This is a genomic window from Microcosmobacter mediterraneus, from assembly GCF_031846265.1.
GTDB classification, from domain to species: Bacteria; Bacteroidota; Bacteroidia; order Flavobacteriales; family Flavobacteriaceae; genus Microcosmobacter; species Microcosmobacter mediterraneus.
The window spans coordinates 17,603-42,927 of the sequence record NZ_JAVRIA010000002.1 but is presented as its reverse complement, the minus strand read 5'-3'; the positions used below and the strand labels follow the sequence as shown (position 1 = coordinate 42,927).

Annotated in this window: 18 protein-coding genes; 17 read left to right on the top strand and 1 reads right to left on the bottom strand. The window is 33.3% G+C overall.

Features of this window, described 5'->3' with window-relative positions:
- Positions 1–3 precede the first annotated feature (3 nt).
- From RM697_RS03685 to RM697_RS03610, 16 genes are all read left to right on the top strand, one after another.
- Positions 4–543 carry a DUF3341 domain-containing protein gene (locus RM697_RS03685; protein WP_311426509.1) on the top strand — a complete coding sequence of 180 codons (540 nt, stop codon included), beginning with the start codon at positions 4–6 and terminating at the stop codon, positions 541–543.
- Position 544: 1 nt separating this feature from the next.
- Positions 545–1,105 (top strand): c-type cytochrome, encoded by a 561-nt coding sequence (locus RM697_RS03680; RefSeq protein WP_311426508.1) that lies wholly within the window; start codon positions 545–547, stop codon positions 1,103–1,105.
- A 25-nt stretch (positions 1,106–1,130) separates the two neighbouring features.
- Positions 1,131–2,501, top strand: a complete 1,371-nt coding sequence (locus RM697_RS03675) for a quinol:cytochrome C oxidoreductase (RefSeq protein ID WP_311426507.1) — start codon at positions 1,131–1,133, stop codon at positions 2,499–2,501.
- A gap of 24 nt (positions 2,502–2,525) precedes the next feature.
- A complete protein-coding gene (locus RM697_RS03670; protein WP_311426506.1) occupies positions 2,526–3,584 on the top strand; it encodes a cytochrome c oxidase subunit II in 1,059 nt (352 codons plus the stop codon).
- 24 nt (positions 3,585–3,608) lie between these two features.
- Positions 3,609–5,402: a cytochrome c oxidase subunit I gene (locus RM697_RS03665; RefSeq protein WP_311426505.1), complete on the top strand. Its 1,794-nt coding sequence runs from the start codon at positions 3,609–3,611 to the stop codon at positions 5,400–5,402.
- A 69-nt stretch (positions 5,403–5,471) separates the two neighbouring features.
- Positions 5,472–6,494 carry a Holliday junction branch migration DNA helicase RuvB gene (gene ruvB / locus RM697_RS03660; RefSeq protein WP_311426504.1) on the top strand — a complete coding sequence of 341 codons (1,023 nt, stop codon included), beginning with the start codon at positions 5,472–5,474 and terminating at the stop codon, positions 6,492–6,494.
- 3 nt (positions 6,495–6,497) lie between these two features.
- The gene (locus tag RM697_RS03655; protein WP_311426503.1) at positions 6,498–7,514 is read left to right on the top strand and encodes a hypothetical protein; all 1,017 of its coding nucleotides are present in this window, start codon (positions 6,498–6,500) and stop codon (positions 7,512–7,514) included.
- Positions 7,515–7,538: 24 nt separating this feature from the next.
- The gene (queG, locus tag RM697_RS03650) at positions 7,539–8,459 is read left to right on the top strand and encodes a tRNA epoxyqueuosine(34) reductase QueG (RefSeq protein ID WP_311426502.1); all 921 of its coding nucleotides are present in this window, start codon (positions 7,539–7,541) and stop codon (positions 8,457–8,459) included.
- Between the two features lie 70 nt (positions 8,460–8,529).
- Complete coding sequence (locus RM697_RS03645) at positions 8,530–10,833, top strand: NADP-dependent malic enzyme (protein ID WP_311426501.1); 2,304 nt, start codon at positions 8,530–8,532, stop codon at positions 10,831–10,833.
- A 58-nt stretch (positions 10,834–10,891) separates the two neighbouring features.
- The gene (gene ruvA / locus RM697_RS03640) at positions 10,892–11,473 is read left to right on the top strand and encodes a Holliday junction branch migration protein RuvA (protein ID WP_311426500.1); all 582 of its coding nucleotides are present in this window, start codon (positions 10,892–10,894) and stop codon (positions 11,471–11,473) included.
- Between the two features lie 6 nt (positions 11,474–11,479).
- A complete protein-coding gene (gene sov / locus RM697_RS03635; protein ID WP_311426499.1) occupies positions 11,480–18,682 on the top strand; it encodes a T9SS outer membrane translocon Sov/SprA in 7,203 nt (2,400 codons plus the stop codon).
- A 57-nt stretch (positions 18,683–18,739) separates the two neighbouring features.
- Complete coding sequence (gene gcvH, locus RM697_RS03630; RefSeq protein WP_311426498.1) at positions 18,740–19,120, top strand: glycine cleavage system protein GcvH; 381 nt, start codon at positions 18,740–18,742, stop codon at positions 19,118–19,120.
- A complete protein-coding gene (locus RM697_RS03625) occupies positions 19,092–19,478 on the top strand; it encodes a VanZ family protein (protein ID WP_311426497.1) in 387 nt (128 codons plus the stop codon). Before gcvH ends, RM697_RS03625 begins: the two co-directional genes overlap by 29 nt.
- A gap of 57 nt (positions 19,479–19,535) precedes the next feature.
- On the top strand, positions 19,536–20,261 hold the full coding sequence (locus tag RM697_RS03620) for an energy transducer TonB (RefSeq protein WP_311426496.1): 726 nt from the start codon (positions 19,536–19,538) through the stop codon (positions 20,259–20,261).
- Positions 20,262–20,378: 117 nt separating this feature from the next.
- Complete coding sequence (locus RM697_RS03615) at positions 20,379–21,170, top strand: energy transducer TonB (protein ID WP_311426495.1); 792 nt, start codon at positions 20,379–20,381, stop codon at positions 21,168–21,170.
- A 112-nt stretch (positions 21,171–21,282) separates the two neighbouring features.
- Positions 21,283–23,397 carry a gliding motility protein RemB gene (locus tag RM697_RS03610; protein ID WP_311426494.1) on the top strand — a complete coding sequence of 705 codons (2,115 nt, stop codon included), beginning with the start codon at positions 21,283–21,285 and terminating at the stop codon, positions 23,395–23,397.
- On the opposite strand, the gene RM697_RS03605 is transcribed toward RM697_RS03610, so the two are convergent.
- On the bottom strand, positions 23,392–24,282 hold the full coding sequence (locus RM697_RS03605) for an MBL fold metallo-hydrolase (RefSeq protein ID WP_311426493.1): 891 nt from the start codon (positions 24,280–24,282) through the stop codon (positions 23,392–23,394). The two genes, RM697_RS03610 and RM697_RS03605, sit on opposite strands and share 6 nt — an antisense overlap.
- Before the next feature lie 107 nt (positions 24,283–24,389).
- On the opposite strand from RM697_RS03605, the gene cyoE reads away from it, so the two are divergent.
- A complete protein-coding gene (gene cyoE / locus RM697_RS03600) occupies positions 24,390–25,322 on the top strand; it encodes a heme o synthase (RefSeq protein ID WP_311426492.1) in 933 nt (310 codons plus the stop codon).
- Positions 25,323–25,325 lie beyond the last annotated feature (3 nt).

Here is a 25,325-nt window from a genome sequence, read left to right as displayed (position 1 = left end):
ACAATGGAAGCATCAAAAGTAATTCACGCTATATATAATGATGATGACATTTTAATGTCAGCTGTTAAAAAAGTTAAAGCAGAGAAACATCACATAGAAGAAATATACACACCATTTCCTGTTCATGGATTAGACAAGGTTATGGGATTGGCTCCAACACGTATTGCTATTACATCTTTTATGTATGGGTGTGTTGGTTTAACTGTTGCTATAGTCATGATGAATTTTATTATGATAAAAGATTGGCCACAAGATATTGGTGGTAAACCAAGCTTTAGTTACATACAAAATATGCCAGCTTTTGTGCCAATTATGTTTGAACTTACTGTGTTTTTCGCAGCGCATTTAATGGTTATTACATTTTATCTTAGAAGTAGAATGTGGCCATTTAAAAAGGCAGAAAACCCAGACCCAAGGACAACAGACGACCATTTTTTAATGGAGATTGCAATTCATGGTAACGAATCTGAATTAACATCTTTATTACAAGAAACAGGAGCTGTAGAAATAAATATTGTTGATAAAGACGAAGATGCACATTAATATGAAAAGAGCATTAAAATATATCATAGTATTAGTAATGTTTGTAGGCTTAATGTCTTGTAATAAAAACGCAAGACCTAACTACCAATATATGCCAAACATGTACGAACCTATTAGTTATGAAGCCTATCAGGAATCTAACGCATTTGCTAATGGAGTTGAGGCACAGCTTCCTGCAGATGGTACAATACCTAGAGGTGATTATATGCCATACGAAATTGATAATACTAATGAAGGTTATGATTTAGCAAAAGCTAGTTTAACAAATCCATTAGACTCAACTCAAGTAGATGCTGCAAGAGGTAAAGAGCTTTACGATATTTATTGTGGAATTTGTCATGGTATTAAAGGTAATGGACAAGGCAAACTTGTACAGCGAGAAAAAATACTAGGTGTTCCTAGCTATGATGATGCAGGAAGAGCAATCACTGAAGGTAGTGTTTACCATGTTATTTATTATGGTAAAAATACTATGGGATCATACGCTAATCAATTAAACGAAGAAGAGCGTTGGCAAGTCACTAGTTATGTGATGCAGTTAAAAGCAGATTTAGAAAAATAAGATTTAGATAAGATTATATAACGATATGTACACATTTTCATCGAAGTTAAAGATAGTTTCAATAGCCTTAGTCATAATAGGACTAGTTGGTGTTGGATATGGTTTTATGACCTCGCACAAGTCTTTAGAGGATGTAAAAACTATGTTAGCGGAAGAGGCTGCTCATGGTCATGGTGATGCTCATGGAGCAGATCACTCTGAAGAAGCTCACGGAGAATCACATAGCGAAGCAGGAGCACATCATGATGATGCATCTCATGGAGAAGCTTCAGAACATCATGGAGATGAGCATGCAGAACATGTATTACATCAAATTCATAACAGACCATATGCAGCACTATACGTTGCAGCATTCTTTTTCTTTATGATATCTCTAGGAGTGCTTGCTTTTTATGCAATACAGTTTGCAGCACAAGCAGGGTGGTCTCCAGTATTATTTAGAGTTATGGAAGCTATTACGGCTTATGTATTACCTGGAGCTATCATTGTTTTAGGAATTGCCTTTATCGCAGACTCACACTTATTTGTATGGTTAAAAGAAGGTGTTACACAAGAAGGTCATGAAAACTACGATAAAATTATTGCAGATAAATCTGCATTTTTAAATAAAACAGGGTTCTTAATTAGAGGATTAATTTTTATTGCAGGCTGGAGTCTATATAGATTCTTTGCTCGTAAATTTTCTATTGCTCAAGATGATGCTGACGATAACAGAAATTTCAAAAAATCATTTCGTATTTCAGCAGCATTCTTAGTATTCTATATCTATACAGAATCTATGATGTCATGGGACTGGATTATGAGTGTAGATCCTCACTGGTTCTCAACGTTGTTTGGATGGTATGTATTTGCTAGTATGTTTGTAAGCGGAATTACTGTGATAGCATTAATGTCTATTTACCTTAAATCTAAAGGTTATTTAGAATTTGTTAATGATAGCCATTTACACGATTTAGCTAAATTTATGTTCGGTATTAGTATTTTCTGGACCTACCTTTGGTTCTCTCAGTTTATGTTAATTTGGTATTCCAACATTCCTGAAGAAGTTACCTATTTTGTTACAAGATTCCAAGATTACCAATTACCTTTCTTAGGTATGGTAGTAATGAATTTTATATTCCCATTATTAATATTAATGAATAGTGATTACAAACGTATTCCATGGTTTGTAGTTATGGCAGGTATTGTGGTATTATGTGGTCACTATTTAGATGTATTTAATATGATTATGCCAGCAACAGTTGGTGATAGATGGTTTATTGGAATCCCAGAAATTGGATCTATATTATTATTTGCTGGATTGTTCTTATTCATAGTCTTCTGGTCTTTATCTAAAGCACCTTTGCTTGCTAAAGGAAACCCATTTGTAAAAGAAAGTGAACATTTCCACTATTAATAACATTATATAACGCATAGAATAATGACTGTTTTATTAACACTTTTAATAGTATTTTTTGTAGCAGTTGCCATATGGCAAATGGTTAAAATATTCGATTTAGCTCAAGTCGGAACTTCAAATACTCAAGTAGCCAACGATAAAGATAATAGGATTAATGGTTATCTAATGATGGGATTCTTAATCTTCATTTATGCTATAACCATATGGAGTATGGCTACACTAGGAGATTTACCATTAATGTCTAATTCTGCTTCTGCACATGGACCACAATTAGATAATTTAATGATTATCTCTATGATAATTATTTTTATTGTTCAGACTGTGACACAGTTTTTACTACACTATTTCGCCTATAAATATAAAGGTGAAAAAGGACGTAAAGCTTTGTTTTATGCAGACAACAATACCTTAGAAGCTATTTGGACTATCATACCTGTTATTGTTTTAGCTGGTTTAATTATTTACGGATTATTCACATGGTCTAGTATAATGAATGTAAATGAAGATGACGATCCATTAATCGTAGAGCTTTATGCACAACAATTTAACTGGAAAGCACGATATGGAGGTGATGATAATGTATTAGGTCAAGCCAATGTTAGGCTAATTAATTTAGATAATGCAAATATTCTTGGTTTAGATGAGTCAGATCCTAATGCTCAAGATGATATTATCACAACAGAATTACATTTACCAGTAAACAGGCCTGTGTTATTTAAAATGCGCTCGCAAGATGTATTACATTCAGCTTACATGCCGCATTTTAGAGCACAAATGAACTGTGTTCCTGGTATGATTACACAATTCGGATTTACACCAACTGTAACAACAGCTCAAATGCGTGAAAACCCAGATATGATTGATAAAGTAGCTAACATTAATACAATTCGTTTAGCTAAAAAAGATCAAATCCCAGAAGGACAAGAATTACGATACGAGTTCGATTATTTATTGCTTTGTAATAAGATTTGCGGAAAATCGCATTACAATATGCAGATGAAAATTATAGTAGAAACAGAAGAAGAGTACAATGCTTGGATCAAAGAGCAAAAGACATTCGCTAACTCTTTAGTTAAATAAAAGTATTAAAGGTATTACAAGACTATGGCAGCACATGTAGATACACACGCTCACGAGGAAGAACATCACCATCATAAAGAAACGTTTGTAACTAAATATATATTTAGTCAAGACCATAAAATGATTGCCAAGCAGTATCTTATTACTGGAGTAATTATTATGGGTATCATTGGTATTCTCATGTCTTTATTGATGCGTATGCAAATAGCTTGGCCAGAACAGCCAAATGTTTTGTTTGAAGCACTACTTGGAAAGTGGGCGCCAGAAGGTGTTATGGATGCAGACATTTATTTAGCATTAGTAACTATTCATGGAACTATAATGGTGTTCTTTGTACTAACAGCAGGATTGAGTGGTACATTTAGTAATTTATTAATACCATTACAGATTGGAGCAAGAGATATGGCTTCAGGATTCCTAAATATGGTATCGTATTGGTTATTCTTTTTATCATGTGTTATCATGGTATCGTCATTTTTTGTTGAATTTGGACCAGCAGCTGCAGGATGGACCATTTATCCACCTTTATCTGCATTGCCTATGGCACAAGGTGGCTCAGGAGCAGGTATGACATTGTGGTTAGTGTCTATGGCGATATTTATTGCATCATCATTATTAGGCTCACTAAATTATATAGTAACAGTAATTAACCTTAGAACAAAAGGAATGTCTATGACCAGGCTTCCTTTAACAATTTGGGCATTTTTTGTAACAGCTGTTATTGGTGTTATTTCTTTTCCAGTATTACTATCTGCTGCATTATTGTTAATCATGGATAGAAGTTTTGGAACATCATTCTTCTTGTCAGATATTTTTATTCAAGGTGAAGTATTGCATTACCAAGGTGGATCACCAGTTTTGTTTGAACATTTATTTTGGTTCTTAGGTCATCCAGAAGTATATATTGTATTACTTCCTGCTCTAGGTATTACTTCAGAAATTATTGCAACGAATTCACGTAAACCAATTTTTGGATATAGAGCTATGGTTATGTCTATATTAGCTATTGCGTTTTTATCAACCATAGTTTGGGGACACCATATGTTTATCTCAGGTATGAATCCATTCTTAGGGTCTGTGTTTACATTTACAACTCTACTCATAGCTATTCCATCAGCTGTGAAAGCGTTTAACTATATAACTACACTATGGAAAGGTAATCTCCAACTCAATCCAGCAATGCTGTTTTCAATTGGTTTAGTTTCTACCTTTATTACAGGTGGTTTAACAGGTATTATTTTAGGAGATAGTGCCTTAGATATCAATGTCCACGATACTTATTTTGTTGTTGCTCACTTTCACTTAGTAATGGGTATTTCAGCATTATACGGGATGTTCGCAGGAGTTTATCATTGGTTCCCAAAAATGTTTGGGCGAATGATGAACAAGAATCTAGGATACATTCATTTTTGGATTACTGCCATATGTGCTTATGGTGTATTCTTCCCAATGCATTTTATAGGAATGGCTGGTTTACCAAGACGTTACTATACAAACTCAAACTTCCCATTGTTTGATGATACAGCTGATGCTAATGTTATTATTACAATATTTGCATTAATCGCAGGTGCTGTACAACTTGTATTCTTATACAATTTTATTCATAGTATTTTCTATGGAAAGAGAACAGTACAAAATCCATGGCGTTCAAATACTTTAGAGTGGACAGCTCCAATTAAACATTTTCATGGCAATTGGGAAGGCGAAATTCCACACGTTCATCGTTGGGCTTACGATTATAGTAAGCCAGGACATGATGACGATTTTGTGCCACAAAATGTTCCTATGAAGGACGGAGAAGAAGAATTACAACATTAAGATTCTTAATAAAGATAATATTAAAGCCTTTCAGAATTCTGAAAGGCTTTTTCTTTATATTTGTTTAGCATGAATGAAAACCTTGATCCAACAAACGATAACTTCTCTTCAGAAGAGCTTGATGTAGAAAAAAAATTAAGACCATTGACCTTTGATGATTTTACAGGTCAGGATCAAGTATTAGAAAACCTACAGATATTTGTACAAGCTGCAAATGGTAGAGATGAAGCTTTAGATCATACTTTATTTCATGGACCACCTGGTTTAGGAAAAACCACCTTAGCACATATCTTAGCTAATGAACTAGATGTAGGTATTAAAGTAACATCAGGACCTGTGTTAGACAAACCAGGAGACCTAGCAGGACTACTCACAAACCTAGAAGAACGTGATGTCTTGTTTATAGACGAGATACATCGTCTAAGTCCAATTGTGGAAGAGTATTTATATTCTGCCATGGAGGATTATAAAATCGATATAATGATTGAAACTGGTCCAAATGCCAGAACCGTTCAAATCAATCTCAATCCGTTTACCTTAGTAGGAGCAACAACAAGATCTGGATTACTTACGTCTCCTATGCGTGCTCGTTTTGGTATCAGTAGTCGCTTACAATATTATAATACAGAACTGCTAACTACGATTGTACAGCGAAGCTCCTCAATTTTAAATGTCCCTATTACTATGGAAGCAGCTATAGAGATTGCTGGACGAAGTCGAGGAACACCTCGTATTGCAAATGCGCTATTGAGACGCGTTAGGGATTTTGCTCAGATTAAGGGAAACGGAAGTATAGACATTAAGATAGCCAAATTTGCTTTAGAGGCATTAAATGTAGATGCTCATGGTTTGGATGAAATGGATAATAAAATCCTAGAAACCATCATTGATAAGTTCAAAGGTGGTCCTGTTGGTATTACTACATTAGCAACTGCTGTTAGTGAGAGTTCTGAAACGATAGAAGAAGTCTATGAGCCTTTTTTAATCCAACAAGGCTTTATAATGCGAACACCTCGTGGTCGCGAAGTCACAGAACAAGCCTATAAACATTTAGGAAAAATAAAAGACGGAACTCAAGGCGGTCTATTCTAAACTATGATTAAGTTTTTTAGAAAAATCAGAGAGTCTCTAATTACCCAAAATAAATTGGGTAAGTATTTGGTGTACGCTTTTGGAGAAATTGTACTTGTGGTTATCGGTATTCTTCTCGCTTTAAACATTAACAACAAAAATGAAGAACGGATTAATAAGGCTAAATTTGTTAAGATATTTAAAGAAATTCAAGATGATCTAGTTGAAGATACACAAAGAGCGAATCGAATATTTGATCGTCATATACTTGATGATTCCATCCAAGATTTAATACTTAATAACAAATTTACCAGAGAAGATTATAGATTAAAAAACGCAAGAAGATTAGGAAATTTATATGTAGACTTTGTAATTCAAACCAATGGCTACGATAATTTAATATCGAACATTGATAATGTTCCTGAAAAGTATAAACCACTATTAAAAGATTTAAAGCATCTATATGTAAGACTTAAAACAACAATTGATGTTTATAATACACGAATAAGAGAAACAGTATATAAGAATATTGACCATACTTACGAATTGGAATGGTATCAAAAATCTGTAAAAGGTATTATATCAGATGAAGCTATAGATTATTTTTTGGAAGATCCACATTACAAAGGTCAAGTCATTAAATACTGTAATGATAGACAAAATATCTTTGGAATAAGTCAATTTTATAAGCAAAGAGCCTTTAATATGTATCATGAAATATATGAAGCAATTAGTAGTAATGATTCAATTCCTGAATTGGTGAAAAAAGAACGATTTGATAACGAAGTTTATAATGCTATTTTAGGAGAGTATAAGTTAAAGGATAAAGTAGGAGATTATTTTAAAGACATGATTAGTGTTATTAAAGAGGACGATGTCTATTATTTGGTTGATAGTGATGGTAAATATGAACTCCTTTGGTATAAAGAAAATTACTTTGAGGTAGAGGGTACATATTGCCAAGTTAATAAATTTAATGAGGGAGATTTATTTTGGACTTGGAACATTAGTGGTAATGCTACATATACAAAAATAGAGTAAGTAGGTGATGCAATTAATTTAATAGTGAACTTAAAGTCAAGATATACACAACTAATAAAAACCGAAGCCAAACGCCTCGGTTTTTTGTCTTGTGGTATTTCTAAAGCAGAATTTTTAGAAGAAGAAGCACCTCGTTTAGAAAAGTGGTTAAATAATAATATGCACGGTGAAATGAGCTACATGGAAAACCACTTTGATAAGCGTCTAGATCCAACGAAGCTTGTGCAAGACTCAAAATCTGTGGTGTCGTTATTACTTAATTATTATCCTTCAGAATTGCAGAATCAAGAATCGTATAAGTTATCTAAATATGCTTACGGTACAGATTATCATTTCGTCATTAAAGATAAGCTTAAGCAGTTACTAGAGTGTATTCAAGATGAAATTGGTGAAGTTCATGGTCGTGCTTTTGTCGATTCGGCTCCGGTTTTAGACAAAGCTTGGGCTGCAAAATCTGGTTTAGGTTGGATTGGTAAGCATAGCAATTTACTCACCCAACAAGTAGGTTCATTCTATTTTATAGCCGAATTAATTATTGATCTAGAGTTAGACTATGATCATGCAGTTACAGATCACTGCGGAACTTGTACAGCATGTATAGATGCTTGCCCAACAGAAGCGATCACTGAGCCTTATGTGGTTGATGGAAGCAAATGTATCTCTTATTTTACTATAGAACTGAAAGAAAATATCCCAACAGAATTTAAAGGGCAGTTTGATGATTGGATGTTTGGTTGTGACGTTTGCCAAGATGTGTGTCCATGGAATAAATTTAGCAAGTCTCATAACGAACCGTTGTTTAATCCGCATCCAGATTTATTATCCATGACAAAAAAAGATTGGGAAGAAATAACAGAAGACACCTTTAGAAAAGTATTTAAAAAGTCTGCGGTAAAGCGCACTAAGTTTTCAGGATTAACACGAAATATTAACTTCATTAAATAGAGCTAGTTCTTTTTCTTTATTCTCTTGAGCTAAACTATTACCTTTGTGAGTTAAAACAACTAGTAATAGTATGAGTAAGCAAACAAAACGTAGAGAAGCTTTAGTATATCATGCCAAACCTACTCCAGGCAAAATAAAAGTTGTACCAACAAAAAAATATGCCACACAAAGAGATTTATCTTTAGCTTACTCTCCAGGTGTAGCTGAACCTTGTTTAGAAATAGAAAAAGATAAGAATAATGTTTATAGATATACAGCTAAAGGAAATTTAGTAGCAGTTATCTCTAATGGAACCGCAGTTCTTGGTTTGGGAAATATTGGGCCAGAAGCTTCAAAACCAGTCATGGAAGGTAAAGGACTACTATTTAAGATCTTTGCAGATATTGATGTCTTTGATATTGAGGTTAATACCGAGAATGTTGATGAATTTATTAAAACGGTTAAAAATATTGCACCAACTTTTGGTGGAATAAACCTAGAAGATATTAAAGCACCTGAAGCTTTTGAAATTGAAAAGCGACTAAAGCAAGAGCTCGATATTCCTGTGATGCATGATGATCAGCATGGTACAGCCATAATTTCTGCTGCTGCTCTATTAAATGCATTAGAACTTACCAAAAAGAAAATAGAAGACGTTAAGATTGTAGTGAGTGGAGCAGGTGCTGCTGCTATTTCTTGTACACGTTTATATAGAAGTTTTGGAGCAAAGTCTGATAATATTGTTATGCTAGATAGTAAAGGTGTTATCAGAAAAGACAGAGAAAACCTTACATTACAAAAAGCAGAGTTTGCTACAGATAGAAAGCTAGATACCTTAGATGAAGCTATGAAAGACGCTGATGTATTTATTGGTCTTTCAATGGCAGATCTTGTCAGTCCTGAAATGCTTAAATCCATGGCAAAAGATCCTATAGTGTTTGCTATGGCAAATCCTGATCCTGAGATAAAGTATAATGTAGCAATTAAAACAAGAGATGATATAATTATGGCTACAGGTCGTAGTGATCATCCTAACCAAGTAAATAATGTTTTAGGATTCCCATTTATTTTCAGAGGTGCTCTAGATGTTAGAGCTACAGGTATTAATGAAGCTATGAAAATGGCAGCAGTTAAAGCCTTAGCAGAGTTAGCCAAAGAGCCAGTGCCTGAACAAGTAAATATTGCTTACGGAGAAACACGACTCACTTTTGGTAAGGACTATATTATACCAAAACCTTTCGATCCAAGGTTAATTGCCGAAATACCTCCTGCAGTTGCCAAAGCTGCTATGGATAGCGGAATTGCTAAAGAACCTATTGAAGACTGGGGAAAATATAAGGAAAGTCTAAGGCAGCGATTAGGCTCTGATAATAAAATAGTTCGCCTACTACATAATAGAGCAAAATTAAACCCTAAACGAGTAGTTTTTGCAGAAGCAGATCAATTAGATGTTTTAAAGGCAGCTCAAATAACGTATGATGAAGGTATTGCTTTTCCAATATTATTGGGTAGAAAAGAAGTCATTGAAGATCTTAAAGAAGAGATAGAGTTTGATGCAGATGTGCCAATTATAGATCCTAAATCTGATGAAGAATTAAAACGAAAAAATAAATATGCTGAGGTGTATTGGAACCGAGGAAAACGTGATGGTGTTACCTTATATTCCGCCCAAAAACTAATGAGAGAACGCAACTATTTTGCTGCAATGATGGTTAATGAAGGTGATGCTGATGCTTTAATTTCTGGTTATTCAAGAAGTTATCCTACAGTGTTTAAACCAATGTTAGATCTTATCGGTCTTGCTAAAGGCATAACAAGAGCTGCTGCAACAAATGTTATGATGACTCAACGAGGCCCAATGTTTTTAAGTGACACGTCAATTAATATTAATCCGACTTCAAAAGATTTAGCGAAAATTGCTCAAATGACTGCTAAAGTAGTTTCCCTTTTTGGAATGGAACCAGTAATTGCAATGACATCATATTCTAATTTTGGTTCCTCAAAGCATGATAATGCTTCAAAAGTAAGCGATGCTGTTGCTTATTTACATCGTTATTATCCAGATATGATTGTTGATGGCGAATTACAAACCGATTTTGCTTTAAACAGTGAAATGCTTCAAGATAAATTTCCGTTTTCTAAATTAGCAGGTAGAAAGGTTAATACACTTATTTTCCCTAATCTTGATGCTGCAAACATTACCTATAAATTATTGAAAGAACTCAATCAAGCAGATTCTATAGGTCCAATACTTATGGGAATGCGTAAACCAGTTCATATACTTCAATTAGGTGCTAGTGTTGATGAGATTGTTAATATGGCCGCGATCTCTGTTATAGATGCACAACAAAAGGAAAAAAAAGCCCAAGATATCTTAGCCAGAACAGCAGACTAAAGTCCTTTGTAGTGTAAATAATTTTATTACATTTGAGAGTTGTAACCAAAGCAGCTAAATGATTACGCATATACAAGGGAGATTAGTAGAAAAAAATCCTACTGATGTTGTCATAGATTGTAATGGAGTAGGCTATTTTCTAAATATCTCTCTTAATACATTTTCTCAAATTCCAGATAAGGAAAGCCTCAAGCTATACACCTATTTGCAGGTTAGAGAAGACTCGCATACATTGTATGGATTTTCCTCTGTAGCCGAACGCGAAATCTTTAAGTTACTTATTTCTGTTAATGGTGTTGGTGCAAGTACAGCACGAACCATGTTATCCTCACTTACACCAGCACAAGTTAAAGAAGGCATAGCAAAAGATGATGTAGCATTAATTCAATCTGTAAAAGGAATTGGAGCAAAAACAGCGCAACGTGTTATTTTAGATCTTAAAGACAAAATTCTTAAAGTTTATGATATAGATGAAGTTTCCACTTCTCAAAGCAATACTAGCAAAGAAGAAGCGTTATCTGCTTTAGATGTTCTTGGATTTAATAAAAAACAATCCGAGAAAGTTGTAGATAAAATTCTATTAAATGATCCAGATGTTAATGTAGAAACCATTATCAAAGAAGCTTTAAAAAACCTATAATTCATTTTGAATACGACCAACTTTACTATACTTCAATCACCGCTTAAATATTACATCTTTATTGTAGTTCTGTGCTTTGGGTTTACCTTAAACGCTCAGAATACTCAAGAGCAGGATAGTACAAAAACAACGTATGCATTAGGTAATATTAATATGCCTAACCCAAGCAGTATCATTACAAAGTATACTTATGATCCTGTTTTAGATCGTTACATTTATACAGCTAAAGTAGGTGAATTTAATATTAATTATCCTATCATCTTAACACCTGCAGAGTTTCAAAAACTTTTGTTACAAGAGCAGATGAAGTTGTATTACAAACAAAAAATTGATGCAGCAGCAGGGCAAAAAGATGGTTCAGAAGAGGAACAAAAAAATCTATTACCAGAATTCTATGTAAACTCAGGATTGTTTGAAACTATTTTTGGTGGTAATACTATCGAAGTGATACCTCAAGGTTCTGTAGAAGTAGATTTTGGTGTCTTATTTTCAAAGCAAGATAATCCAAATTTCTCTCCTCAAAACAGAACAAATTTCACCTTTGATTTTGATCAACGTATTAGTTTAAGTCTTTTAGGTAAAGTAGGAACACGTCTACAAGTAACAGCGAATTACGATACAGAATCAACTTTTGATTTTCAGAATTTAATAAAGTTAGAATATACACCAACTGAAGATGATATTGTAAGAAAGATAGAAGTAGGTAATGTAAACATGCCATTAAATAGTTCTTTAATTACAGGAGCCCAAAGCTTATTTGGTGTAAAAACAGAATTACAATTTGGCAAAACAAGAGTTACTGCAGTATTCTCAGAACAACAATCACAATCTAGTTCTGTGACTGCTCAAGGTGGTGGAACCTTATCTGAGTTTGAATTCTTTGGAAGAGATTACGATGAAAATAGGCACTTCTTCCTGGCGCAATATTTTAGAGATACATACGATCAATCGATGTTGCGTTATCCATACATTGACAATAATGTACAGATTACTAGAATTGAAGTTTGGGTAACCAATAGAAATAATCAAACAGATAATGTTAGGAATGTTGTAGCATTTCAAGACTTAGGAGAATCCGATAGAATTGGTTTAGGAGCTAATGATGATCCATCAGATGATCCACCTGGTTTTGTTAATGTACCTACTGGCTCATTTCCTGATAACCAAAATAACGATTTTGATCCAGAAAACATTGGAGGTGCTGGTTCTCTTTTAACTGAGGCCGTAAGAACTATTACTAATGTTGAGTCTGGAGTGCTTACCACTGTAAATGAAGGATTTGATTATGGTAAATTAGAAAGTGCACGTAAACTTAGAGAAGGCTCAGAATATTCACTAAACACGCAATTAGGTTATATATCACTTAATCAAAGATTACTAAATGACGAAGTTTTAGCAGTAGCTTTTCAATATACCGTTGGTGGACAAGTATTTCAAGTTGGAGAATTTGCTAACGATGGTGTTAATGCCACAGATGTTGAAGACGATGTTAACGGAAATCAAATTATTAATAATAATGCATTAGTCCTAAAAATGCTTAAGAGTGCTGTTACAGCAGTTGATGAACCGATTTGGGATTTAATGATGAAAAACATATATGACACAGGTGCTTTCCAATTAGAACGAGAGGATTTTAGATTAAATATTTTTTATAGAGAAGCATCACCAGTTAACTATATAAGACCTGTTGAAGGAACCACTTTTCCTGTTTTTGGGAATAATACTTTTGATCCTGCAGACGATACCGAAATACAAGAGACTCCTTTAATTAGGCTCTTTCATTTAGATAGACTTAACTTTAATAATGATCCTCAAGAACGAGGTGATGGTTTCTTTGATTTTGTTGAAGGACAAACTGTACTCACTCAAAATGGTAAAATCATTTTCACAAAAGTAGAACCTTTTGGAGAGTATTTATTTGATATTTTATCTTCAGACCCTTCAGAAGATTATAATAACAATACGACCTATAACGATAATCAAGAAAAGTATGTTTACGATATACTTTATAAATCCACTAAGACAGCTGCATTAGATCAGGCAGAAAAAAATAAATTCCAAATTAAAGGACGCTTTAAATCTAGTGGTGGTGACGGAATTCCGATCGGAGCATTTAATGTGCCAAGAGGATCTGTGCGAGTAACTGCAGGTGGTAGAACCCTTGTTGAAGGTGTGGATTATACAGTGAATTATCAAACTGGTCGTGTTCAAATTTTAGATCCTGCATTAGAAGCATCGAATACACCAATTAATGTTACTGTAGAAAATAATGCGGTTTTTGGTCAGCAAACTCGACGTTTTATGGGTATTAATGTTGAACATCAGTTTAACGAAAACTTTGTTTTAGGAGGAACATTCTTAAACCTTAGTGAACGACCAATAACGCAAAAAGCTAATTACAATTCAGAATCAATTAGCAATACTATTTTTGGTATTAATGGTAACTATTCTACAGAGCTTCCGTTTTTGACTAGACTAGTCAATAAATTGCCAAATATAGATACAGATGTACCATCTAATCTATCGGTTAGAGGAGAGTTTGCTTATTTAGCTCCTGGTGCTCCAAACGGAACAGATTTAAATGGTGAAGCAACAGCTTATATAGATGATTTTGAAGGTACTCAAGGAGCAATCGATTTATTATCTCCTTTATCCTGGTTTTTATCTAGTAGACCAAAAGATTTAGGAGTTACCTATCCAGGATTTCCTAATGAAGATGAAAACGGATTGCAAAACGGTTTTGGTAGAGCCTTACTAAACTGGTATACTATTGATCCTATTTTTTATGGTAACCAAAGACCAGGAGGTATATCTGATGATGATGTGTCTAACCTATACACAAGGCGAGTATTTATTGAAGAAATTTTCCCAAATATTGATATTGTTCAAGGGCAAACATCAGTTATTAATACTCTAGATTTAGCGTATTATCCATCAGAGCGTGGTCCATATAACTTCGAAAATGGTGCAGAAAATGGTATTGATCCGACTGATAGTTGGGCTGGTATTACAAGACAAATAGCATCAACAGATTTTGAACAGGCTAATGTTGAGTTTATTGAGTTTTGGGTGCAAGACCCTTTCTTAGATAGTGGTCCATCAAGTCCTGGAGGTAAGCTGTTAATTAATCTTGGTAATATCTCTGAAGATGTTTTACGAGATGGTAAGAAGCAATTTGAAAACGGCTTACCAGAAGATGGAGATATCAGTGGGTTGCCATTAACAGATTATTCTACTGTAGTGCCACAGAGTCAATCTTTAATTTACACATTTGCAACTACAGGTCAAGAGCGAACTAATCAAGATGTTGGGTATGATGGTTATGATAATACTGAAGAAGCTGCAAGTTTCCCAGATTTTAATACCTTAGAAGATCCTGCCAATGATGATTATACCTTCTATCTTAATACTGATGGTGATATTTTTGAGCGCTATAAAAAGTATAATGGAGTAGATGGTAACACGCCAGATGCCTTTTCAGATACCAATAGAGGTAACACTACACAACCAGATGCTGAGGATATCAATAGAGATAATACTATGAATACTATTGATAGTTATTTTGAGTACGAAGTTGAAATGACACCTACCTCATTATCTGATCCTAATAACACGCAGATTAATGATGTTAAAACTCGAACAGTTACTTTACCAAATGGTCAAACTAGAGACGTTACCTGGTATCAGTTTAGATTACCTATCAATGAAGCAACAAGAGAAATAGGCGGTATTACAGATATTCGTTCTATTCGTTTTGCAAGAATGTACTTAAAAGATTTTACACAAAATACAGTATTACGTTTTGGTACATTTGATTTAGTAAGAAGTGACTGGAGGCGTTATAGTTTAGATTTAGATAACGATCCTTCTAACAATAGTTCAAATTTAGATTTCAGTGTTGGTGTTATTAGTATACAGGATAATGATGGTAATTATGTAATTCCTCCAGGGATTGTGCGAGAAGAATTAAACAATAACAATACAGTAATACGACAAAATGAACAATCTCTTGTTGTTGAAGCTTGTGAATTAGAACCAACAGATGCAGTTGGTGTGTTTAAAAACATTAGCATAGATATGCGTCAATATAAGAAGTTGCGTATGTTTATCCATGCTCAGCCTCAGGAGAATCAAGTGCTTAATCCTAATGAAATGGTAGGTTTTATTAGAATGGGTAATGATTTTACGGAGAACTTTTATCAGATTGAAATTCCGTTAGATGTTAGAGATGGTGCAGCTCCAGAAGATGTTTGGCCTAATGAAATAGAAATGCCGTTAAGTGTATTAGAGCAGATTAAATCTATAGGAATAGCCAATCAAACCTTAACTAATATAGAACCATCATATTATGACGTTATTGATGGTGTCTTAAATGAAACGCCATTAACAGATCCTAATTCAGGCTACGATCAAGCAGACCTTCAGCGTGTAGCTATAAAAGGAAATCCGAACTTTGGAGACATTAGAGTATTAATGGTAGGTCTTAAAAATGGAAGAAATGATGGTATTAATGTATGTGGTGAAGCTTGGTTTAATGAATTAAGACTCTCAGATTTAGATAATGAAGGTGGTTGGGCAGCCATTTTAAGTATGGATTCTAATATCGCAGATTTTGCTAATGTTAGTGCAACTGGTAGACGAAGCACTAATGGCTTTGGTACCTTAGAGCAACGACCAAATGAGCGTAGTCGTGAGGATATTAAACAATACGATGTTGTTACCAATATAAATTTAGGTCAGTTATTACCAAAAAAATGGGGAATTCAAATTCCATTTAATTATGGGCAAAGTGAAGAAGTAATTACTCCTGAGTATGATCAGTTTTATAGAGATTTACGATTAGAAACTCAGTTAAATAATACTAATAATAGAGATTCTATACTCACAGTTAATGAAAATTATACCAAGCGAAAAAGTATAAATTTCATAGGTGTTCGTAAACAAAGAACAGGTGACGCCAAACCACGTTTTTATGATGTGGAGAATTTCACCTTTAATTATGCCTATAATAAAGTAGAACATCGCGATTTTGAAATAGAAAACTCCCTGGATCAAAGTGTAAGAGCTGGTGTAAATTATGCGTTTAATTTTGAACCTAAAACGATAGAACCTTTCAAAAAAAATGACTCATTATTTAAAAGTAAATATTGGAAAATTTTAAAGGATTTTAATTTCAACTATTTGCCAAGTAGTTTTACAGTTAACACAGATATTATAAGACAGTTTAGTAAACAAAAATTTAGAGAAGTAGAACTTGGAGGTGATAACATTGCTATAGAAGAATTGTTTAGAAGAAATTATAATTTCGATTTTCAATACGCCATAAACTATCAGCTTACCAAAGCTTTAGCTATTAACTTTACAGCAGCTAATAGTAATATTGTAAGAAATTATTTTATAGATGATAGATTAAATGGAAGGCAAGATCCAAACCTAAATGTTTGGGATGGCTTCTTTGATCTTGGTGATCCAAATATTCAAAGCCAGCAATTACAACTTAATTATGAGTTGCCACTATATAAGCTTCCGTTTTTAAGTTTCTTAAGAGCAGATTATAGTTATACAGGAGATTTTCAATGGACCAAAGGTTCTGACCTTAATTTGAATTTTGAAGTTACAGATGATAATGGTAATACGAGTTTTACCAATCTTGGTAATACCATTCAAAACGCTAATACACATGTGTTAAATACAACACTTAACATGGAAACCTTATATCGTTATATTGGGTTAACTAAGAAAACAAGCAGAAATGCTAGAAGTGGCCGAAAAACTCAGACTAAAGGAGCAGGTGTTCCTAATGCTCAAGATCCTAATGCTAATAAAACGAGTGTAGGTAAAAAGTTAGGTAATGCAGCTATTGACCTTTTAACCATGGTAAAACGTATTCAAATTAATTACCAAGAGAATAACGGGTCATTCCTACCTGGTTATTTAAATACACCAGGATTTATAGGTACTTTAAGGCCAACTTTTGGTTATACCTTTGGTAGCCAAAGAGATATTAGAGATGTTGTAGCACAAAATGGTTGGTTAACTACCTATCAAGATTTTAACCAACAGTACACAGAAGTAACTAATAAAAATTTAGATTACACCATAAATGTTGAACCAGTAAGAGATTTAAAAATAGATTTAATTGGTAACAGAATCTATTCAGAAAATCTCACCCAAAATTTCAGAGGGCTAGATAGTGATAATGATGGCTTTAGTGATGCTTACGAAGATTTAATTACCAATTCGTTTGGTAACTTTAGTATATCTACCAACCTTATAAGAACGGCCTTCAGTCAAAGTGATGAGATAAGTTCAGCAGCTTTTGACGATTTTAGAAGTAATAGACTAACAGTAGCTAATAGGTTAGCAACAGAGTTCTATGGCACTTCTGCTTTCCCAACAGATCCAGAAGGTTTCCCAGTTGGGTTTGGTAAAAATAGTCAACGAGTGTTATTACCAGCGTTTTTATCTGCTTACCAAGGAACAGATGCAGGTAAAATTAGTTTAGGAGCATTTAGAGATATTCCTATTCCTGGATGGAATTTAAAGTATACAGGTTTTATGAAAATGAAATGGTTTAAAAAGCATTTTAGACGTTTCTCTATTAACCATGGATATAGGTCTAATTATACGATTAACCAGTTTAGAACCAATTTAGAATTTGATCCAGATAATCCAGATGAGTTAGATCAAGGCGGTAATTTTAAAGCACAAACATTATTTAGTAATATAAATTTAGAAGAGCAATTTAGTCCTTTAATTCGATTAGATATGGAGATGAAGAACTCTATTAAGATTCTTGCAGAAATACAAAAGGATAGAATTTTATCTTTAAGTTTTGATAATAATTTATTAACCGAAATAAAAGGAAATCAATACACTTTAGGATTAGGTTACAGAATTAAAGATTTACGCATAAGATCTAAACTTGCTGGTCCTAGACAAGTCATTAAAAGTGATCTTAACATGAAATTAGATGCATCTATTCGAGAAAACAAGACTATTATTAGATACTTAGATTTAGATAATAATCAGATCACAGCTGGCCAAACCATTTGGGGAATTAATTACACAGCAGATTATGCCTTTACAAAAAACTTAACAGGTATTTTCTATTTTGATTATACATTCTCTGACTACGCCATCTCAACTTCATTTCCACAAACGGCAATACGTTCTGGTATAACGCTACGTTATAATTTCGGAAATTAAATTTGAAACTGCAGAGATAACATTTACATTTGTAACAAACTTATTACGATTAATACCATGAATATTCCTTCCGAACTAAAATACACTAAAGATCACGAGTGGATTAAAATTGATGACGATATTGTTACAGTTGGTATCACAGATTTTGCCCAAGGCGAATTAGGAGATATAGTCTATGTAGAAGTAGAAACCTTAGATGAAACTCTTGAGGCAGAAGAAATTTTTGGAACAGTAGAAGCTGTAAAAACAGTATCAGATTTATTCTTACCAGTTTCTGGAGAGATAATAGAATTTAATGATTCTTTAGAAGATGAGCCAGAAAAAGTAAACTCAGATCCTTATGGTGATGGTTGGATGATTAAAGTAAGATGTTCTGATGTGTCTCAATTAGACCATTTACTCTCAGCAGATGATTACAAAGCTCTTATCGCTGGTTAGAAAGCATGCCTTTTTTATATTTATCAGTTATTTATTATTGATTTTAGTGTTAAGCTTTATCACTATTCAAGAAGTTGAAGTGGTAGATGAAACTTTTGATGATAAAATATTTCATTGTATTGCTTACTTTGTAATGGTTGTATTTGCCTTTAATTATACTGTTAAGACTTCCGTAAAATATGCACCCTTACTATGCTCTTTATTTTGTTTTAGTTATGGAACAATTATTGAAATATTACAACCACGTTTAAGTGAATATAGAGCTTTTGACTATTATGATATCGTAGCAAATACTTTAGGTATAGTATTTGCAGTACTAGCAATTATTGCTTTTAAAAACAAAGTTAAAATCAAATAAACCCTTGCTTTTTTAACTATTAATTGGTTACTTTAGCATTCTAAAATATCTTTTAATATGGAACCTAAAAAGAATCTTAACGCAGACGTAGGAAGAAACAGTGCAATATACTTAGCAGTTGGTCTATTACTAATGCTAGGTATCACAAATTACGCTATTAACTACAAATCTTATGATCAGAGTGATGTCGTTGGAGATCGTTTAAATTTAGATGATGAATTAGAAGAAGAAATTCCGATTACAGAACAATTACAAACACCTCCACCTCCCCCACCTCCTCCACCAGCAGCTCCTGAAGAGATTGAAGTGGTAGATGATGAAGAAGAAATTGAAGAAACTGTAATTGAGTCTACAGAAACAGAACAGGATACTGAAATTGTTGAAGTAGAAGAAGTAGAGGTAGAAGAAGTAGAAGAAGATATAGAAGTACCTTTTTCTGTTATCGAAAATGTACCAATTTTTCCTGGTTGTGAAAAGAAAAAAGGAAATGCTGCTAAAAAGCAATGTATGTCTGATAAGATAAGTAAGTTCGTAAACCGTAAGTTTAATACAGATTTAGCTGGAGACCTTGGTTTAGAAGGACGTCAGAGAATTAATGTAATTTTTAAAATAGATAAGTCTGGTAATATTACTAGTGTAAGAGCAAGAGCTCCACATCCAGGTTTAGAAAAAGAGGCTAAACGTGTTATTGGATTATTACCAAAAATGAAACCAGGTAAGCAAAGAGGGAAGGCGGTAACAGTTCCGTATTCATTACCAATTTTATTCCAAGTACAAGATTAAGACGTAAACATATATTTTACAAATATTGAAAAATCCCAACGCAAAGCGTTGGGATTTTTACTTTGGTATGCTTATTGTGAATTTATCATAATATTAACATTTTAAATAATACGTATTATGAAAACATTTAAAAACAATCACAGTAAAGCTGGCCAGAGCGCTACTGTGGTAAAACAATCACAAAAGCACGATGCTAATTTACAAAAAAACACAACGATCTATTTTCAAGTAGGATTGATATTGTGTTTACTTGGTGCTTACTTACTTCTAGAAATGCAGTTTTTAGATTCTACTCCAAAATTAGCTCAAGTAGATTACCAAGACGAATCTATTGAAGTTACACCACCAGACTTTATAATCTACAAAGATCCTATTGTTACTCCAGAACCTGTTAAGAAAAAGCAAACACTATCAGATGTTATAAAAGTTGTAAAAGACGATATTCCTTTTACTGAAACAGATATCATAACACCAGAAGAAGATCCAGTAGTTAATGAGCCTGTTAAAGTTACTGATATTAAGGTTGTCTCAGAAGACAAACCAGTAGATGAGATTGCTTGGATAAATGTAGAAGTGGTTCCAGTTTTCCCTGGTTGCGAAAGAAAAAAGACTAACGATGCTCGCAGACAATGCATGTCTGATAAGTTGACCAAACTTATTCAAAAAAAATTTAATACAGATTTAGCCATTGAATATGGACTTTCAGGAAAGCAGAAAATAGATGTACAGTTTAAAATTGATAAAACAGGAAATGTCGTAGATATAAAAACCAGAGCGCCACATCCTGCTTTAGAAAAAGAAGCCAAACGTGTTATTAACAAAATACCAGAGATGAAGCCAGGAATGCAACAAAACAAACCTGTTGGAGTCATTTACCAATTACCTATTAAATTCTATGTTCAGGATTAATAGTTATTTTTAAGTGTAAAAGCCGTTATTAATTAATTTAATAACGGCTTTTTTATGCTATTTATACAATTAAAAAAATAGTATCTTTCAGGCATTAATTCTTAGAATCTTTATGAAAGGATATCTCAGTATAGTACTTGTTTTTTTTAGTACATTTTTATTTTCTCAACAGATTTCAAACTACGAAAAACCGCCTGTATTTTCAGAATGTGATTCTTCAGCTATAGCACAGCTTAAAAACTGCTTTACAAATACCTTAAATAGTTTCATATTTAGTAATTTCAAAGTTCCAGATATTGTATCTAAAGAAGACTATAAAGGTGATATAAAAATATTATTTGAAGTTGATAAAGAGGGTGTTTTTAAGGTACTATATGTCGATGCGACATATGATGAACTTAAAGAAGAAACAAAACGTATTTTTGAGAGCTTGCCTAAAGTTAAACCAGGAACTTATAACGGAAAACCAACGTTTTATCAGTACTCATTAACACTTAAAATTCCATTAGTAAATTCTGTTTTGATTGCTACATATGAAGCAAAGCAAGAAGCAACTAAACAAGTTGTTGACCTTAATGAGACGGTTTCAAATGAATTAGACAGTTTAAACAAAAGTTTAGTAAAATATCAAAAATTAGAATACAAGAGCCCTTTAAATATTCCGTTTACGCACAATTATTATACACGATTTGACGCACAAATGAATGCTCTAGGCACTAACTCACATACTGCAGCTAAGCCTTTTATTTACAGTGAAGTTTCTAGATATTACGATTTTGAAGCTGAAAAGGAAGGTTTAGAAAAAGAAGGCGAAGGTTGGTGGGCAAGAAAACTCTGGAATGAGCATTTAGTTGAAGTGCAAGGCAAGGATTTTTGGTTTACAGTAGATCCTATTTTTGATTTGCAAGTAGGTAAAGATTCAGATGCTGATTTTAATACTACATTCAATAATACTAGAGGTGTATTCATTCAAGGCGCTTTAGGAAAACGGTTTAGTTTTTCTACTTCAGTTTTTGAAAGTCAAGGGCGATTTGCTCAATATTATAATCACTATGCTGAGAGTTTAGGAAAACCAAATTCTGATACAGAAGTTGCTGTAGTTCCTGGTAGAGGTATCGCTAAGCGTTTTAAATCTAATGCATTTGATTACCCAATTGCTGAAGCGTATTTGTCTTTTGAAGCAAGCAAGCATTTCAATATACAATTTGGTCATGGTAAAAATTTTATTGGTGATGGTTACAGAACTTTATTACAAAGTGATGTTGCAACTCCGCATACATTCTTAAAACTAAATACTAAATTCTGGAAAATAAAGTATACCAATACTTGGATGTGGTTAAGAGATATAAGACCATCAGTTGAAGAAGATGGAGCTTTTTTAACTAAGTATATGGCAAACCATTATTTAAGTTGGAATGTCTCTAAGCGCTTAAATTTAGGATTCTTTGAATCTGTGATGTGGGTTGATGCTAACGGAAGAGGTTTTGATATTAATTATCTTAATCCTGTTATTTTCTACAGAGCTATTGAGTTTGAAACTGGCCAAGATGCAGGAAATGCAATTTTAGGTGCTACTGCCAAGTATAAGTGGAACAATAAGATAAACTTGTATGGACAATTTATTTTAGATGAATTTTCTTTAGATGCTGTTAAAGGTGGAAATAAGAGTTGGAAAAATAAATTTGGATATCAATTAGGCGTAAAGTATTACGATGCTTTTAAGGTTAAAAACCTTTACTTACAGGCAGAGTACAATCAAGTGAGGCCATATACATATTCTCATAATTCTGTGGTGCTTAATTATGCGCATGCCAACCAACCTATGGCTCATCTTTGGGGAGCAAATTTTAGGGAATTTATTCTTATAGGTCGCTACAATTATAAGCGTTGGTATGGTGATGCTAAATTGGTATTTGGTACTCGTGGTTTCGATTTTAATGATGGAACTGATAACTTTTTCTATGGAGGTGATATCTACAGAAATGAGGAAGATAGACCTTTTGATGAAGGTGTTAAAATTGGTCAAGGCAATAAAACGTCTATATTTCATGGAGAATTACAAGCAGGTTATATTATAAACCCTGTAACTAATCTTAAACTTTTTACCAATATAAGTGTAAGAGATTTTAATCCAAATGCAAATACAGCAACTACGTTTAAAAGCAATACTGTTTGGTTTAATATTGGCTTACGTACTGATTTATTTAATTGGTATTTTGATTTATAAAGTTCCCTTTAAACTCTGATAAAACGTTCGTCTAATTTTTTCTGAAGTTATAAATCGCCAACTGAAGCCTTGATCATCAAAATCAGAGGTAAGAGTAGAATCATTGACTATCTCATCTTCAGATAAGCCTGCTTTAATTTTAGTAAGTATTCGTTCTTTTAGTGTTTCTAACATTACGAGATAAGCACTGTATTCTTTTTTATTTGAAATTGGACCATGACCAGGAATAATAATAGTGTCGTCATCAATTAGAATTAGACTTCGTTTCACAGTATCAATATAACCGTTAACACTTCCTCCAGATTTAAGATCTATGTAAGGATACCAACCACTAAAGTAAGTGTCGCCAGTATGTAGCACATTACTTTCTGTAAAGTATAATAATGAATCGCCATCTGTATGCGCATTTTTAGAGTGATATATAGCAACTTGCTCGCCGTTTATATAAATACTCATTTTGTCGTTATAAGTGATTACAGGGAGTGCTTCTTTAGAATTTTTGGTACCATCACGTTTGGGTGTATTCTCTAGTCTTTCTCTAACATTTTCATGTGCAATTATGGTAGCGCCTAATTTCCCCATATTTTCATTCCCTCCAGTATGGTCGCCATGAAAGTGAGTATTAACTACAATTGAAATAGGTTTGTCGCTCAGCTCCTTTAGTTTAGTAATTATTTTATTTGATAAAGGCGAAAACTGATCATCAATAATAAAAACGCCATCTTCTCCAACAGAAACTCCAATCTGACCTCCTGCACCTTCAAGAACATAAATCCGCTCCGTAAGTTTGGTGGATTTAATTTCAACATCGTTCATACCTTGTGCTGAAATAAAGGTTGAGAAATTGATGCAAGTGATTGTAAATAGAGTTGTTAAGAATTTCATGTAAAAAAGTTTAAAACCGTAAAGTCTGTTAAAGATAGTAAAACTTACAACGAGGAGAAGTTTCTTATATAATACTATAGTTTTACATTGTTCAAAATCTTTTTTAGATGTATCTTTGCACTCGCAAAAAGCAGCATAAACACATTGTATTGGATACTGTAAAACCAGCTTTAACAAGACCTTCATTAATTTCAGATTTCAAAGAAATTACAAAGTTTGGACTATCTATAAGCGTAGTGTTTTCTTCTATTGCTGGATATTTATTAGGAGCTATAGTTGTAGATTGGTGGACCCTTGTACTTTTGGCCTTTGGTGGCTTTTTTATGGTTGGTGCCTCAAATGCATACAATCAGATCATTGAGCGCGATTTAGATGTACTCATGGATCGTACCAAGAATAGACCAATTCCTGCAGGAAGAATGTCTGTAAATACAGCTTTTGTTATTGCTATTTTGTTTACTGTTTTAGGTATTGTTTCACTTTATATTATCAATCCTAAAACTGCTATGTATGGTGCCATTTCAATATTTTTATATACTAGTATTTACACACCTTTAAAAACAAGAACACCATTAGCTGTTTTTGTTGGTGCTATACCAGGAGCAATACCATTTATGTTGGGTTGGGTAGCGGCAAGGAATGATTTTGGTATAGAGCCAGGTATTTTATTTGCCTTACAATTCTTTTGGCAATTCCCTCACTTTTGGTCGATAGGATGGTTTTTATTTGATGATTATAAAAAAGGAGGTTTCTTTATGTTGCCTACTGGTAAACGAGATAAAGGAACAGCAGTACAAACGATTATATATACAGTTTGGACCATATTAGTTTCTATTATTCCAGTGTTTGGATTTACAGGAGATCTCAAATTATCTATCGTTGGAGCTGTGGTAGTATTGCTTTTAGGTTTGGTAATGCTTTATTATGCTTTTGAATTGTTTAGAAAAAGATCCTCTAAAGCAGCTAAGCAATTAATGCTAGCAAGTGTTACTTACATTACACTGCTACAAATAGTCTATGTAGTCGATAAATTTATTTAGAAT